This window comes from Polynucleobacter sp. IMCC 30228, assembly GCF_021395205.1.
GTDB lineage: Bacteria > Pseudomonadota > Gammaproteobacteria > Burkholderiales > Burkholderiaceae > Polynucleobacter.
The window spans coordinates 293,353-309,532 of record NZ_JAJVCS010000004.1 but is presented as its reverse complement, the minus strand read 5'-3'; the positions used below and the strand labels follow the sequence as shown (position 1 = coordinate 309,532).

The 16,180-nt window shown below is 47.1% G+C and carries 13 protein-coding genes; all 13 read right to left on the bottom strand.

The features are described from left to right. Positions 1 to 7: 7 nt before the first annotated feature. The 13 genes from dusA to LZT21_RS09185 all read right to left on the bottom strand — a co-directional run bounded on the left by dusA (position 8) and on the right by LZT21_RS09185 (position 16,169). Complete coding sequence (dusA, locus tag LZT21_RS09245) at positions 8 to 1,102, bottom strand: tRNA dihydrouridine(20/20a) synthase DusA (protein ID WP_233924304.1); 1,095 nt, start codon at positions 1,100 to 1,102, stop codon at positions 8 to 10. Then, on the bottom strand, positions 1,074 to 2,891 hold the full coding sequence (typA, locus tag LZT21_RS09240; protein WP_233924303.1) for a translational GTPase TypA: 1,818 nt from the start codon (positions 2,889 to 2,891) through the stop codon (positions 1,074 to 1,076). The genes dusA and typA overlap by 29 nt, the downstream gene beginning before the upstream one ends. 32 nt (positions 2,892 to 2,923) lie before the next feature. Next, on the bottom strand, positions 2,924 to 3,847 hold the full coding sequence (gene truB, locus LZT21_RS09235; RefSeq protein ID WP_233990343.1) for a tRNA pseudouridine(55) synthase TruB: 924 nt from the start codon (positions 3,845 to 3,847) through the stop codon (positions 2,924 to 2,926). Between the two features lie 18 nt (positions 3,848 to 3,865). Beyond that, complete coding sequence (gene rbfA / locus LZT21_RS09230) at positions 3,866 to 4,237, bottom strand: 30S ribosome-binding factor RbfA (protein ID WP_233924301.1); 372 nt, start codon at positions 4,235 to 4,237, stop codon at positions 3,866 to 3,868. Between the two features lie 15 nt (positions 4,238 to 4,252). Continuing rightward, on the bottom strand, positions 4,253 to 7,024 hold the full coding sequence (gene infB / locus LZT21_RS09225; RefSeq protein ID WP_233990342.1) for a translation initiation factor IF-2: 2,772 nt from the start codon (positions 7,022 to 7,024) through the stop codon (positions 4,253 to 4,255). A gap of 13 nt (positions 7,025 to 7,037) precedes the next feature. Continuing rightward, complete coding sequence (gene nusA, locus LZT21_RS09220) at positions 7,038 to 8,516, bottom strand: transcription termination factor NusA (RefSeq protein ID WP_233924299.1); 1,479 nt, start codon at positions 8,514 to 8,516, stop codon at positions 7,038 to 7,040. Beyond that, positions 8,513 to 9,004: a ribosome maturation factor RimP gene (gene rimP, locus LZT21_RS09215; RefSeq protein ID WP_233924298.1), complete on the bottom strand. Its 492-nt coding sequence runs from the start codon at positions 9,002 to 9,004 to the stop codon at positions 8,513 to 8,515. The genes nusA and rimP overlap by 4 nt, the downstream gene beginning before the upstream one ends. A 145-nt stretch (positions 9,005 to 9,149) precedes the next feature. Continuing rightward, positions 9,150 to 10,904, bottom strand: a complete 1,755-nt coding sequence (locus LZT21_RS09210; protein ID WP_233990340.1) for a pseudouridine synthase — start codon at positions 10,902 to 10,904, stop codon at positions 9,150 to 9,152. Then, on the bottom strand, positions 10,897 to 11,511 hold the full coding sequence (gene scpB, locus LZT21_RS09205) for an SMC-Scp complex subunit ScpB (RefSeq protein WP_370634814.1): 615 nt from the start codon (positions 11,509 to 11,511) through the stop codon (positions 10,897 to 10,899). The genes LZT21_RS09210 and scpB overlap by 8 nt, the downstream gene beginning before the upstream one ends. A gap of 156 nt (positions 11,512 to 11,667) precedes the next feature. Then, entirely contained in the window at positions 11,668 to 12,378 is a 711-nt protein-coding gene (locus tag LZT21_RS09200; protein WP_233937343.1) for a C40 family peptidase, read from the bottom strand. Positions 12,379 to 12,416: 38 nt separating this feature from the next. Continuing rightward, on the bottom strand, positions 12,417 to 14,087 hold the full coding sequence (locus LZT21_RS09195) for a dipeptide ABC transporter ATP-binding protein (RefSeq protein WP_233924295.1): 1,671 nt from the start codon (positions 14,085 to 14,087) through the stop codon (positions 12,417 to 12,419). Continuing rightward, entirely contained in the window at positions 14,080 to 15,111 is a 1,032-nt protein-coding gene (locus tag LZT21_RS09190; RefSeq protein WP_233924294.1) for an ABC transporter permease, read from the bottom strand. Before LZT21_RS09190 ends, LZT21_RS09195 begins: the two co-directional genes overlap by 8 nt. Continuing rightward, the gene (locus LZT21_RS09185) at positions 15,108 to 16,169 is read right to left on the bottom strand and encodes a microcin C ABC transporter permease YejB (RefSeq protein ID WP_233924383.1); all 1,062 of its coding nucleotides are present in this window, start codon (positions 16,167 to 16,169) and stop codon (positions 15,108 to 15,110) included. Before LZT21_RS09185 ends, LZT21_RS09190 begins: the two co-directional genes overlap by 4 nt. Positions 16,170 to 16,180 lie beyond the last annotated feature (11 nt).

Below are 16,180 nucleotides of genomic sequence, written 5' to 3'. Positions count from 1 at the left end.
AATCAAATTATAGGGCAGTTTCTAGGTCAAAGGCAGCCCAATCGCCAAGCTCAAGGCTAGCCTCAAGGAAAAAGTCGGCAATGGCGGCTTTACTCTGTACCCGCGCTAGCGCATGATGATCTGATAAACGCTGTCGCCAATATCGTGAGCCTGCTCTGCCGTGTGCCAAGCCAATAATATGGCGGGTTATTGCCCCCAAATAAAAGGGTTTATTTGCCTCATTGCACCAGTCAAACCAAGCTTGAGATTGGCGCACTAAACCGATTTGAATGCGGTGCCACTCGGTTTCGCAAAGTAAATATCCGGCAGCCTCCCCATTGCTCTCAAGTAAATCATCCCAACCCAATAACATAGCGGGAAAGTGATAGGCGGAGCGCCCCACCATAAAACCATCAAAGTCTTGCCAATGCCCAGCGATTTGTGCATTATTTTCAAGCCCACCATTTAGTAAAACCTTGAGCGCTGGAAAATGTGTTTGGGCATCCCGCCGCAGTTGCGCTGCTACCGCGTAATGTAGTGGCGGTTTGGTGCGATTTTCTTTAGGCGATAAGCCTTTTAATACAGCATTGCGCGCATGAATCGTCACTTGCTGAGCCCCCGCATCAGCCACGGCCAAAATGAAGTTCAAGGCAAATTGATAATCATTTGGCGAGGTAGAGGCATCCATTTGATTTAAACCTAAGCGCTGCTTTACCGAAATGGGTAAATGTGTAGCCTGGCTCATGGCCCGAACACATTGAGCCACTAATTCAGGTTCGGCCATTAAGCACGCGCCAAACGAGCCCCGCTGGACTCGCTCTGAAGGGCAACCACAATTCAAATCAATTTCACTATAGCCCCACTGCTCGGCCAAGACTGCGCACCGAGCTAAATCATCTGGCTCACTACCGCCCAATTGCAAAACGAGGGGGTGTTCTGTAGCAGAATAGTCAAGATGGCGCGGAATATCGCCATGCAATAAAGCACCCGTTGTGACCATTTCAGAATACAGCACTGCTTTTTTTGAAAGTTGACGATGAAATGATCGACAATGTCGATCAGTCCAGTCCATCATCGGGGCAACCGCTAAGCGTTTACTCGCGGGAGGCTTTCTTACGCTCATGCTCTTTAAGATACCGTTTACGTACCCGCACACTTTTGGGAGTCACCTCTACTAACTCATCATCACTAATAAACTCAACTGCATATTCCAAAGTTAAATCAATTGGGGTAACGAGGCGCACGGCCTCATCAGTTCCTGATGAGCGCACGTTGGTTAATTGCTTGCCCTTAATGGGGTTGACCACAATGTCGTTATCGCGACTATGAATACCAATTACCATACCCTCATATACAGGGCTGCCATGGCTAACAAACATCCGCCCACGATCTTGTAGTTTCCAAATTGCATATGCCACAGCCTCACCATCATCTTGGCTAATTAATACCCCATTATGACGCTCGCCTAGAATGCCATCTTTAGCAGGATAGTAGGCATCAAAGGTATGACTCAGCAAGCCATTGCCGCGGGTCATTGTCATGAAATCGCCTTGAAAGCCAATCAGGCCACGTGCGGGAATGCGGTACTCTAAGCGGGTGCGGCCTTTACCGTCGCTTACCATGTCGAGTAATTCACCTTTACGCTTTCCCAACTCTTCCATGACGCTGCCCTGAGTCGCATCTTCAACGTCAACGGTTAGGTTTTCAAAGGGCTCCATTTTTACGCCATTTTCTTCGTGAAAGACAACACGCGGGCGAGAAACGGCCATTTCAAAGCCTTCGCGGCGCATGGTTTCAACCAAAATCGTTAAATGCAATTCCCCGCGACCTGAAACTTCGAACACCGTGTCGTCATCGGTTTCCCGGACCCGTAAAGCCATATTCGATTTTAATTCGCGATCTAAGCGCTCACGAATTTGGCGACTCGTCACAAACTTGCCTTCGCGACCCGCTAATGGGCTGGTATTTACCATAAAATTCATAGTTAAAGTAGGCTCATCAATTTTTAGCATCGGCAATGGGTCCGGGGTATCCGGTGAGCAAATCGTCGTACCAATGGCTAACTCATCAATGCCGTTAACTAAAGCAATATCGCCAGCAATCGCTTCATCCACAACCTCGCGCTCAAGCCCCTTAAATTTCAGCACCTGATTTACTTTGCCCTTAAATGGCAAGCCATCTGGGCCATTCATGCAAATGACCTCCATACCTGGCTTAACACGGCCACGATTAACCCGACCAATACCAATCTTGCCAACATAGCTGTTGTAATCAATTGACGAAATTTGAAATTGCAAGGCGCCGTCGGGATCATCATCGCGCACTGGCACATGCTCTAATACGGCATCAAATAAAGGGCGCATGTCGCCCGAGCGTACATCCTCAGTAAGACCAGCGTAGCCATTTAAACCCGAAGCAAAGATTACTGGAAAGTCGAGCTGCTCTTCAGTGGCGCCCAACTTGTCAAACAACTCAAATGTGGCATTAATTACATAATCGCAACGGGCGCCAGGGCGGTCGACTTTATTTACGACCACGATTGGCTTTAATCCTAGTGCCAGCGCTTTCTTGGTCACAAAGCGGGTTTGTGGCATGGGGCCCTCAACCGCATCGACTAACAACAACACGCCATCCACCATCGAGAGCACGCGCTCTACTTCGCCGCCAAAGTCTGCATGGCCTGGCGTATCGACAATATTAATATGCGTACCATCGTATTCAACTGCACAATTCTTCGACAAAATCGTAATACCACGCTCTCTTTCAAGATCGTTCGAGTCCATCACCCGTTCAGTCATTTTTTCATTGCTACGGAAAGTGCCAGACTGACGCAGCAGTTGATCTACTAAAGTAGTTTTACCGTGGTCAACGTGAGCGATGATGGCAATATTACGAAGGGCGCGTTTGGTCATGTAATGCTTCTATCTAAGGAAAGGGAAATAAATTAAGAAACTTGGGAAATCAGGCGTCGTGGATGAAGGACGCCAGAGCGCCAATCAGCAGTGCCAATAAAATTATGGGGCGCAGAAGTAGCACGATAAATGCGCACTAAAACATCGGCCCAAGGGATGGCATGGCTTAGTGCTAACGGGACGCGCTGGCCAAGACCGAGACGTTTTGCCTGAAACTCATCGACCGTTAATTGTGGCAAGGTTTGTAACAAAGCGTCAATGGGAAGTAAGTCAACTCCTTTTTCAGCTCCTTTGGTTTGCAAGGCATCTAAAGTAATCGATTGTTGTAACGATAAATGACCCACAGCGGTGCGACGTAAGCCGACTAAATGCGCCCCGCAACCCAACATCGCGCCAAGATCTTCAGCCAAAACGCGAATATACGTACCCTTACTACAACTTACTTCTAGAGTCGCTTCAGGCCATTGAATTGCAAGCCAGCGAATGGAATGAATGGTAATATCGCGCGCAGTGCGCTCTAATTCAACCCCAGCGCGAGCATACTCATACAAAGGCTTGCCATCCCGCTTAAGCGCAGAATACATGGGCGGAACTTGTAAAATAGGTCCAGTAAAGCGGGGCAAAAGCGCCTCTAAAGCCGCTTGCAAAGCTGCCGCATCAGCAAATTCCGGTAAGACATGCTGTTCAATAATATCGCCTTCCGCATCGCCCGTGCTGGTACGAATACCAAAACGAATTTGGGCGATATAGGTTTTATCGGCATCTAATAAATCTTGTGAATATTTAGTCGCCTCTCCCAGACAAATCGGTAAGAGTCCGGTAGCCATTGGATCGAGGGTGCCCGTGTGGCCGGCTTTCTCAGCCTGCAAAGCACGCTTCACCGCAGTGACCGCGCCTTGGGAGCTAAGACCCACAGGCTTATCTAGCAATACCACTCCATCAACCCGTTGTGACATAAGAATCTCGGTCTTCGCTTAGTCTTTAGTCTCGCCAGCTTGATCACTTTGCACAGCTTGATCAATTAAGCGCGACATCTCAATACCACGCTCAACGGAAGTGTCGTGCACAAAATGCAAAGTAGGAATAGTGTGAATATGCAGGCGTTTAAATAAGATGGAATGCAAGTAGCCAGCTTTTTCTTGCAAGGCGGCTAAAGCATGATCGGGCTCAGCACCTAATACAGTAAAAAAAACTTTGGCATGGGCTAAATCGGGTGATAACTCAACCCCTTGCAAGGTAATTAAACCCAAAGATTTATCACGCAGTTCACGGGGAATCAGCTCAGCCAAATCACGTTGAATTTGGTCGGCTAATCGTTCATTGCGATGCGGGCTCGTTTTATGCATAGTATTGGCTGGAACTTAAAGTGTTCTAGCGACTTCAGTGACTTCAAAAACTTCGAGTTGATCACCCTCTTGAATATCATTTTGGTTTTTGAGTGACAGGCCACATTCAAAGCCGCCTTTGACTTCTTTCACGTCATCTTTAAAACGTTTAAGCGAATCTAATTCACCAGTCCAAGTAACGACGTTATCGCGCAGTAAACGGACTTTTGAATTGCGTTTAATTACGCCCTCTAAAACCATGCACCCTGCAATCGACCCAACCTTAGAAACGGTGAAGACTTGGCGAATTTCTACTAAACCGGTTATTTCCTCTTTCTTATCAGGTGTGAGCATGCCGCCTAAAGCCAATTTAACTTCATCGACTGCGTCATAAATAATGTTGTGATAACGAATATCAACACCATTGTTTTCGGCCAATTTACGCGCTAAGGCATCGGCGCGAGAATTAAAGCCAATAATGACGGCTTTCGAAGCTACCGCTAAGTTCACATCGGTTTCAGTAATGCCGCCTACACCTGCGTGCACAATTTGCACTTTTACTTCAGGGGTAGATAACTTTTGCAATGATTGTGATAAAGCCTCTTGTGATCCTTGAACGTCAGCCTTAATAATAATGGGCAAGAGCTTAGCCTCAATTGCGCCTTCACCCATATTTTCCATTAAGGTTTCTAACTTAACCGCTTGGGCTTTAGCTAACTTCACATCGCGGAACTTGCCTTGACGGAACAAAGCAATTTCGCGCGCTTTGCGCTCATCAGGAACAACTTGGACCGCTTCTCCAGCATCGGGAACTTCTGACAAGCCTTGAATTTCGACTGGAATCGATGGGCCGGCCTCATTACAAGGCTTACCGTTTTCATCTAACATGGCGCGCACGCGGCCAAACGATGAACCTGCTAACAACATATCGCCGCGACGTAAGGTACCCGATTGCACCAAAATTGTCGCTACCGGGCCTTTACCTTTATCTAAACGTGCTTCAATGACTAAGCCTTTGGCTGGTGCATCACGTGGTGCTTTGAGTTCGAGCACTTCAGCTTGCAGTAATACGTTTTCAAGCAAGGCATCGATACCTTCACCCGTTTTGGCAGATACCTGAATAAAAGGTGAGTCGCCGCCATACTCTTCGGGAACCACTTCTTCAGCAACCAATTCGGTTTTCACCCGATCAGGGTTTGAGTCGGGCTTATCAATTTTATTAATCGCGACGACTAAAGTCACTCCAGCAGCGCGAGCATGGTGAATCGCTTCTTTGGTTTGCGGCATCACACCGTCATCAGCTGCAACTACCAGAATAACAATATCCGTGGCCTTGGCGCCACGGGCGCGCATCGCTGTAAAAGCTTCGTGACCAGGGGTATCAAGGAAAGTAATGACGCCACGGGGCGTATCAACGTGGTAAGCACCAATGTGTTGGGTTATGCCGCCTGCTTCGCCAGAAGCTACCTTTGCTAAACGAATTTTATCGAGCAGTGAAGTCTTGCCATGATCAACGTGACCCATTACCGTTACTACTGGAGGACGAGGTAATAATTCAGCGTCTTGCCCAGTAATACCTAAATCGAGATCAGGATCATCGAGCTTTGAGGCAATTGCTTTATGACCCATTTCTTCAACCAAAATCATCGCTGTATCTTGATCAAGCACTTGGTTAATGGTAACCATTTGACCCATACCCATCAACAGCTTAATTACTTCCGCACTCTTCACTGCCATACTATGTGCCAACTCTGCAACCGTGACGGTTTCTGGAACGTGCACATCGCGCACGATAGGCTCAGTGGGCGCTTGAAAATTCGTTTCGGGATTGCTCTCAGCAGCTGGAGTTGCGTGATGTTGCTTCCTGCGACCACCTCCGGAACGCCACCCACCACCAACACCACCCGAACTATCGCCGCGAGTTTTTAAAGTTGTTTTGCGTTTAGCTCCTTCTTCTTGCCAAGTTGAGGAAGTTTCGGCGGATTTAATTAACTTGCCGCCTACTTTAGCTGGCGTTTTTTTCTTGTCGTCCGCACCATCAGCTTTTAGGGGTTTATGTAAAGTGCCTTTTTTATCTTCTTCAGCGGCAATTTCACTGGGGGCTTTTAGTACGCGAGCTGGGGTACTCATCATTTCGCGAATGGCTAAAGCCTCGGTTTCGGCGGCCGCACGCCGTGTACGTAAATCGGTCAGCTTTGCTTCGGCCGCATCATGCAATTCTTTGGCAACCTTTTTGGCGGCCTCTAATTTCACTTTAGCAGTGGCAGCCTGTGCACCGGGAGTCGCTTTTTCTTCGGCTTCAAAAGCATCTTTTTGACGCTTTTCTCTTGCCTCTTCTGCCGCCTTCATTTCATTTTCTTGCAAAGCCAAGAGTTCAGCTTGACGAGTTGCTTCAGCGGCGCGTTTTTCTAACTCTTCCTCAGAAAGAATCGATTTTTTATCTCCGCCAGAAGGTGATGCAGACTTTACGATAGGCTCTTCAACTGCCGCTTTAGCAGCCTCATCACCGCGCTTTACTAAGACTCGCTTTTTGCGCACCTCAACTTGAACGGTACGGGTACGACCAGCAGAATCGGCCTGACGAATTTCGGACGATTCACGCTTAATTAAGGTAATCTTTTTACGATTGCCTGTATCGGCATTACCATGCTCTTTTTGTAAATGCTCTAACAAGACGGTCTTATCCTTTTCAGTGATCTTATCGTCCACTGATTCTTTCGTAATTCCAGCCGCGTTTAATTGCTGCAAGAGCTCAGCTGCCGAGCGTTTGAGCTCTTGAGAGAGTGCTTTTACTGTGGTTGTTGCCATACCCTGCTTCCTCTCATGAAGTAAACCAATGTTCGCGCGCTTTCATGATGAGCGTTTTCGCAGTTTCTTCGTCAATCTGGGTTGCCTCTACCAGTTCATCTACCGCCAGCTCAGCGAGATCATCACGAGTGTGGACATTGTTTTGAGCTAATTTAGCAAGCAACTCTGGCGTAACGCCATCGAGCGACAGTAAATCTTGAGATACTTCGCCCAAGCGTTCTTCTTTAGCAATTTCCATGGTTAATAAAGAATCGCGCGCACGGGTACGAAGCTCATTAATCGTATCTTCATCAAAGGCTTCGATTTCTAACATTTCAGTGAGAGGAACATAAGCCACCTCTTCTAAAGTATTAAAGCCTTCTGCGATCAAAATCTCAGCCACCTCAAGGTCGACGTCGAGTTTATCGATAAACAATTGACGCGTGACAACTGCCTCTTTCTCGGTTTTCTCAGCCGACTCTTCAGGCGTCATGATATTGATTTGCCAAGCTGTTAATTCGCTGGCTAAGCGCACGTTTTGGCCGCTACGGCCAATAGCAATGGCGAGGTTCTCTTCGTCAACCACCACATCCATGGCATGGCGCTCTTCGTCAACCACAATAGATGAAACCTGTGCTGGTGCTAATGCGCCAATGACAAATTGGGCCGGGTCTTCGGACCACAAAACAATATCTACCGCCTCACCAGCAACCTCGTTGCGCACCGCAGTCACGCGCGTACCACGTACGCCAACGCAAGTGCCAATTGGGTCAATTCGTTTGTCGTAAGTTACGACCGCAATTTTGGCACGAATACCAGGGTCACGAGCAGCGCCTTTAATTTCCAATAAGCCCTGCTCCATTTCAGGAACTTCGTTTTCAAATAATTTTATTAAAAACTCGGGACAAGTGCGTGAGAGTTCAATTTGCGGGCCCCGTGCCTCACGGTCAACTTTGAGAATATAGGCTCTAACTCGGTCGCCCGAGCGTAAATTTTCTTTTGGAATCATTTGATCGCGACGTAATAAGGCTTCTACTCGACCAGACTCAACAATCAAACCATTTTTATCAGCACGCTTAACTGTGCCCGTCATAACCTTTTCGCCACGCTCGAGATAATCATTCAAAATTTGTTCGCGTTCCGCATCACGAATGCGTTGCAAAATAACTTGTTTGGCAGCTTGCGCACCAATACGCCCAAAAGCCATCGATTCAATTTGCTCTTCAATGAAGTCGCCAACTTCCATTTCAGGAATTTGTTCTTGCGCTTCAAAATGCAGAATTTCTTTATCTGGCTCTTGCAATCCAGCTTCGTTGGGCACAACTAACCAACGACGAAAAGATTCATACTCGCCACTTTCGCGATCAATGGATACGCGAATATCGACACCTTCGTCGTACCGTTTTTTTGTTGCTGATGCTAGCGCTAATTCAAGGGCCTCGAAAACAATTTCGCGATCCACATTCTTTTCGCGCGCTAGCGCATCTGCCAACATGAGAACTTCTCGACTCATGATTTTTTTCCTTTGAAATCAATAACAGGGACTAACCGAGTTTTTTCTACCTCGGCCAATGAAAAAACCAACTCTGATGGCGTACCATCACTTGCTGCAAAAATTAAACCAAATTTGGCATCGGCAGAATTCAATTCACCACTCACCAAACCTTGCAATACCCCTTGGAAATGCTTACGGTTCGCAACCGCTACCCGTAATTTCAAATCGACTTCAAAACCCACAAACCGCATAAAATCAGCGGCTGTTTTTACTGTGCGATCGAGACCTGGCGAGGAAACTTCCAAACGCTCGTACGGAATGTTTTCCACTGGCAGGGTGTAAGTCAATTGATGACTTACCTTTTCGCAATCTTGCACTGAAACTAAACGTTCAAAATCGGGGTTTTCAATCGTGATGCGCAGCAAACCGCGGCCCTCACGCTCAATATCAACGAGCGTATAGCCTAAATTTTCCACCTCGGCAGCAATAACTTGCTGTTCTTTCACGCGATTCCCCAAAAAAAAATGGGCTTCAAAGCCCATATTCTTAAATTCAGAACAGGCCAGCTTACGTTGATCGCAACATCGGCTGGTTACTACAAACAAACTACGAGAGCGAAATTATAGCTGATTTAGGAAAACCTGAGTGAAATCAGAAGCTTTCGCTGGGGGTGCGTGGCTTTCTGGGGCCTTTATGAAAAGGCTTGCGTCCTTTAGGGCCGGTTCTTTTAGGGCCATTTCCAGGTGAACCACCGCCTAGTTTGCCTCCTCCCCCAGTACCTGGTGGATTAAAGGCATGCCCATGGTGCACCTTTTTCCCTTTGTATTTACTGCTGCCGTTACTGGCTCCATGGCTATTACCGCCATTACCCGAACGACCTTGATGGGTTAAGCCGCGATGTTGGCTCGCTAACTGTAAGGCCTCTCTTGAACCCCAATAAGAAACTGAGGTTTGCATTGGATCAGGCTGAAAATCAGGGCTATCGACTGAGTTTGCGCCGCCAATGCGGCCGTGGGAACCTTGACCAGCCTGGCGGTGACCTTGCCCAGAACGACCTTTGTCTTGACCGCCCTGTGGCACCTTTAAACCCGCCGCTTTCATTAATTGGGTAACGCCTTCAGGGGGAACCTCCTCCCATTTGCCCCGTCGTAAACGGGGTGGCAAGAGAAAAATACCGTAGCGCGTGCGAAGTAAACGCGACACAGTATGTCCCGTAGCTTCAAACATCCGGCGTACTTCACGATTTTTACCTTCAGTTAAGGCCACGTGATACCAGCGGTTAGCGCCCTCGCCTCCACCAGCAGAAAGGCGTAAAAAGCGAGCCTGCCCATCGTCAAGTTGAATGCCACTTTTCAGCTCAGTTTGTTGCTCATTACTCAGTTCGCCCAAAATGCGCACAGCGTATTCTCGCTCAACCCCATAACGTGGATGCATTAAACGGTTAGCTAGCTCACCGGAAGTGGTAAATAGCAATAAGCCTTCAGTATTAAAGTCTAGGCGCCCAACCGCAATCCAGCGACCCTGTCGGGCTTTAGGCAAGCGGTCAAAAACAGTAGGACGACCCTCAGGATCAGATTGACTCACAATTTCACCAGCGGGCTTGTGATACAAAATAACGCGCGGTGGTTTGGTATGAATTTTGCGATGTACCGGCTTGCCATTAATTCGGACTTGATCGGTAGGGCCCACCCGCTGGCCAATATGCGCCGGCATACTATTAACTGAGACGCGCCCTTGCACAATCAAGTCTTCCATTTCGCGACGGGAGCCCATGCCAACATCAGCTAAAACTTTATGTAATTTAACCGTATCTTCGTCATCCGCATCATCATCTAAACCGTCTAGATCTGACCAGACTTCATCGCGCATGCTTAAGGGCAAATCATCCACATTAGAAAACTGCAGATTACTTAAATCGTTGTTTGCGCTGTCTTCATCCTCAGAATCATCGCTGATATTTAACTCATTACTTTTTATTTCGCTAGCTTGATGTGAAATCGCAGATTCATCCTCATCATTTAATAAGGGCGTAGCAACGGTTTCCAATTCAGGGGCATCTAGAGCAGCATCAAATTCTCCCGATACAACTGCATTAAATAGGGCTGCGCTTTCTGCGGCCAAAGCTGGATCAGCTTTCGCTACCGCATGATTGGGTTTGTGGTTAGACTGATGATTAGGCTGGTGGCCACCTGAGCGATCGCCTTCGCGCTTCGCTTTATCACGAAAATTGCGTGATTTAAATGGATGCTTACTCGGGCGTCGAGGACGAACTGCTGAACTCGTATCACCACCTTCGCTATTTACTGCAGTTGCGCTAGCAGGGGTGGAATCAGCGGGCGCTGCATTCGCGGGTACTGCACTGGTGGGCGCTGATCCTGCTGCGGCGTCGTTGTTATCACTACTCATTGGGGCGGTCTATTGGGTTGGTTTCAATCACATCGGTAACGCTTAACTTCGTTTCAAACTCAATTACCGCTTGCGCCAAAGGCTCCATAGATGGATTAGCGTCTTCTAGCATCGGCAAGCTTTGTAAATTGCTTAAACCAAGATCATTTAAAAATTGTTTGGTCGTCGCGTACAAGCCAGGGCGACCGATCGTCTCTTTATGGCCAATGACCTCAACCCAAGAGCGGTCTTCTAACTGTTTCATCACATTGGTACTGACGGTAACACCACGAATTTCTTCAATCTCACCACGCGTGACGGGTTGACGGTACGCAATAATCGCCAACGTCTCCATGACTGCCCGTGAATATTTAGGGGGCTTCTCCGGCGTGAGGCGATCGAGGTATTCGCGCATCGATAAGCGGCTTTGAAAGCGCCAGCCGGTAGCAATGCGGACTAATTCCATACCACTCTCTTGCCACTCTCCTTGCAGTTCGAGCAAAATAACTTCCAACTCTTTGGCACTCACCTCTTCGACAAATAGACGGGTTAAATCAACCGTGGTGATGGGCTCTTGAGCACAGAGGAGCGCAGTTTCAACAATGCGCTTAGTTTGAATTGCATCCATAAAATTCTGCCATCAGGGTAGCCTGAAAAGCATTTAAAAAGGTAATCTGTTCAGGTTTATTGGGGGTGATTTTCTTTTACTTCGCGCCACATACACAAAATGCGATGCTTGTAGCTATGTGCTCTAAATTCACCAATTGGTGAGTATAAAGGAGGCTTAGAGATTACGGGTGGTTTTCTTAAGGGCCTTAAATTCTTTCATCAGGGCATTGCGCTCTTCATCACTGAAGGAATCGGAGCCATCTAAACGTCGAGCACCATCAAAACGCTTATCCCAATAGACCTCTCGCATATCGTCAACCCGCACACTGGCATTTTTGGCGGGCGAATGTAAAAACTTGTTATCCCCCACATAAATGCCAACGTGAGAAAAGGTTAAACGCATGGTGTTAAAGAATACCAAGTCCCCAGGCTGCAGTTCCTCGCGGGAGACTGGCTTACCCACTCGACTCATTTGGGATGACTTGCGGGGCAGCAAAAAGCTCAACTTATCATTAAAAACATAACTTACGAAGGAGCTAGCGTCAAAGCCAGACTGAGCAAACTCACTACCCCAACGGTAGCGCACACCAATCATTTCCATCGCCTGATTAATGAGATTTTCCGAGTTACCGGTAACCGAACCAACGAGCTTATCTGTGACCCGCGCGAATAGACTTTTACTGCTGTCCTTGCCAGTGTCTTTATACGCGTCTTTCGTCGTCTCGCTAATGGCGTCTTTATTCGCTTCTTTACCGTTATCGGCTAGCGATTGAGCCTGTACCGCGGTCGAAAACACAAAAGCCAAGCAAATTATTCCTGCTAAAGGCTTGAGGCAATTTATAAGCCCTTGATTTGCAAGGGTAATCTGTTCATTTTTCAGTGACATTACTCGATTCTATCAAAAAATAAAGGGGCTGGGGAAGATTAAGTGAGTTCCGCAGCTTTAAACAGATCGCGCGTGTAAGCATGGCGCGGGTTAGCGATGACCATTTCAGTATCCCCCCGCTCGATAACCTTGCCCCCTTTTAGAACCATAATCTCATGCGACATAGCCCGAATCACGGCTAAATCATGGCTAATGATGAGATAAGCCAAATTATATTTGTGCTGCAGTTGGCTGAGCAAGGCCAGAACTTGTTTTTGAATCGTCACATCGAGTGCAGAAGTGGGTTCATCTAACACTAAAATTTGAGGTCGCAAAATTAAGGCTCGCGCTATAGCGATACGCTGGCGCTGACCTCCCGAAAATTCATGGGGATAACGATTTAATACTGAACGATCTAAGCCAACCTCGCGCAAGATATCTACCACCCGGGCCTCACGCTCAGGCGCACTTAATTTTGGAAAATGCACATCAAGACCCTCGGCTACTATTTCCATCACCGTCATGCGGGGAGATAAAGAGCCAAATGGATCTTGAAAAATCACTTGTAAGTTTGAGCGCATTGCGCGGCGTTGGAGCGCGTTTAACTTGCCCCACACTTGCCCCAACACATCCACCTCACCCGAGGTCACGGCACTTGAATCACCTAATAAACCGAGAATAGCCATTCCTAAAGTTGTTTTGCCAGAGCCAGATTCGCCAATCACGCCAATCGTTTGACCTTGCCGTAAGGTCAGACCAACCTGCTTTAAAACCGTATGTCGCGGCGCTTTGGCAAACCAGCCCTTACGCGCAGAGCTGGGATATGAAACGGATAAATCATGCGCTTCTAGCAAAACCGGTGCTAATGGCATCAGTGGTAATAATTCCCGTACAGGTTCGCTATTTACTAAAGCTGCGGTATATGCATTCTCTGGATGCTTAAACACTTGCTCGGTTGGCCCTACTTCCATTAGGCAACCTTGATTCAATACGGCAACCCGATGCGCAAAGTGGTGCACTAAATTCAGATCATGGGTAATTAATAAAATAGCCATGCCACCATCCGCCTTGGCTTCTTCTTGTAAATCTTTCAACAAATCTAAAATTTGTAATCGCAAGCTCACATCTAAAGCGGTAGTCGGTTCATCGGCGATTAAAAGTCGGGGCTTACAAGCCAGCGCCATCGCAATCATCGCGCGTTGACGCTGCCCACCTGATAACTGATGAGGATAGTCGTAAAAACGCCGCTCGGCTTCTGCAATGCCAGTTTTTTTCAAGAGGCTGATTGCTGCACTAACGCACTGGGCCTTCGAGAGTAGCGGTTGATGAATCAATACCGCTTCTATTACCTGATTACCAATGGTATATAGCGGATTTAGCGCTGTCATTGGCTCTTGAAAAATCATCGCAATTTCGCGCCCCCGAATCGAGCGAATTTGCTCAATTGGCAAACTTAATAGATTCACTTCGCGGCTGGCATGGGCATCTAACCCAGCATCGCCATGCCACCAAATTTTGCCGCTGACCTTAGCGCCTTCGGGCTCTAATTGCAAAGGTGCTAAAGCAGAAAGGGTTTTACCAGAACCCGACTCGCCTACTAAGGCTACCCGCTCGCCAACGCCAATGGATAAATTAAAGTCGCGGAGGGCAAATTTTTCACGGCGCCCCACACCAAAAGAAATGGACACATTTTCATAGCGCAACAAACTGGTTCGATCTAACTCAGACACCACTCGGTAACCCCGCTAAAGAACCACTTTTCCGCGAATCAAATGCGTCACGTAAAGCCTCGCCCATAAAAGTCAGTAAAAGTAATAGGGCCACTAGCACAATAAAAGTTGAAATTGAAATCCACCAGGCATCTAAATTTCCTTTGCCTTGGGACAGTAATTCACCCAAGCTAGGAGTACCAGGGGGAACACCTAAGCCTAAAAAGTCTAGGCTGGTTAAAGAAAGAATCGCCGCACTCATGCGAAATGGTAGGAAGGTAATAACTGGTGTCAAACTATTTGGCAGAATATGACGCCGCATTATTTGTAAATTGGTGAGCCCAAGGGCCCGCGCAGCACGTACATATTCAAGCGCACGATTACGAAAAAATTCAGCGCGTACATAATCGGAAAGCCCCATCCATCCAAAAGCAGCTAATAAAATAATTAATAACCAAATACTCGGATTGAAGATCGAGGCAAAAATGATAAGTAAATATAATTCGGGCATTGCCGACCAAATTTCAATGAGGCGTTGCGACACTAAGTCAAACTTACCGCCAAAAAAACCCATTAAGGAGCCTGTGATAATGCCTACTGAGACACCCACTACCGTTAAAGCAATGCCAAACAAAATGGATAAACGTAAGCCGTAAATTAAACGTGCAAGCACATCGCGACCACGATCATCGGTGCCAAGCCAATTTTCAGCCGAGGGGGCTGCAGGATTTGGTTCGCGGGAAAAATAATTCAGCGTCTCATAGCTATAGGGAATTAGTGGATAGATTGCCCAATTCCCATGCGTCGTGATATTGCGACGAATATCGGGATCTAAAAAATCAGTTGGGGTAGCAAAATCGCCACCAAACACTGTTTCCGCAGGGTTATGGGCAATCGGAAAATAAAACTGGCCTTGATAGCGAACAATCAATGGTTTGTCATTGGCAATGAGTTCTGCACACAAACTTAATCCAAAAAGAATCGTAAAAATCCATAGGCTGGCATAGCCAATACGATTGGCTTTAAAGCGCGCCCAGCGATTCAAGAGCCTCCTCCAGCACCAAACTGAATACGCGGATCAATGAATACATAACAAAGATCAGAAATCAACTTGGTAAATAGCCCAATTAATGTGAAGAGATATAAAGTACCAAACACCACGGGATAGTCACGGCGCATAACTGATTCATAAGATAACAAGCCTAAGCCATCAAGTGAAAATAAGGTTTCGATGAGTAATGAGCCAGCAAAAAAAGCGCCAATAAAAGCCGCTGGGAAACCCGTCACCAATGGTAATAAAGCATTGCGAAATACATGCTTCCACAAAACCTGACGCTCTGTTAAGCCTTTAGCCCTTGCCGTAAGAACGTATTGTTTTCGAATCTCTTCCAAAAAAGAATTTTTGGTCAGCATGGTAATGACCGCAAAACTGCCTAAGACCATGGCCGTAATGGGTAAGACTAAATGCCATAAATAATCTAGAATTTTACTGAGAAGATTTAAATCATTCCAATTGTCAGAAGTAAGTCCTCGCAAAGGAAATATTTGTAAAAAACTGCCCCCACCAAACAAGACTAAGAGTAAAACGCCCAAAACAAATCCTGGAATGGCATAGCCCACCAAAATCAGTAAGCTAGTCACCGCATCAAAACGCGAGCCCTCACGCACTGCCTTCGCAATACCTAGGGGGATCGAGACTAAATAGGTAATAAAAAAAGTCCATAAGCCAATACTGATTGAAACCGGTAGCTTCGTCACAATTAAATCCCAGACCCGTTGGTGTTGGTAATAACTTTCACCCAAATCAAACTGGATAAAGCGTTTTAGCATGGTGAAGTAACGCTCTAGAGGCGGCTTATCAAAGCCATACAAGGCTTTTACTTCCGCTAAACGTTCAGCATCTAAACCTTGACGTCCCCGATAATTACTGCCACCGCCGGATGACTCAGCGCTCACCGCTGCGTCGCCCTTCCCTTTTAACTCCATCATTAATTGCTCAACAGGACCACCAGGCACAAACTGTACAACTACAAAGGTGAGGGTCAAGACCCCCAAAATTGTGGGGATCATTAACAGTAAGCGCTTCAGAATATAGGCCCAGATTTGTCCGCGCA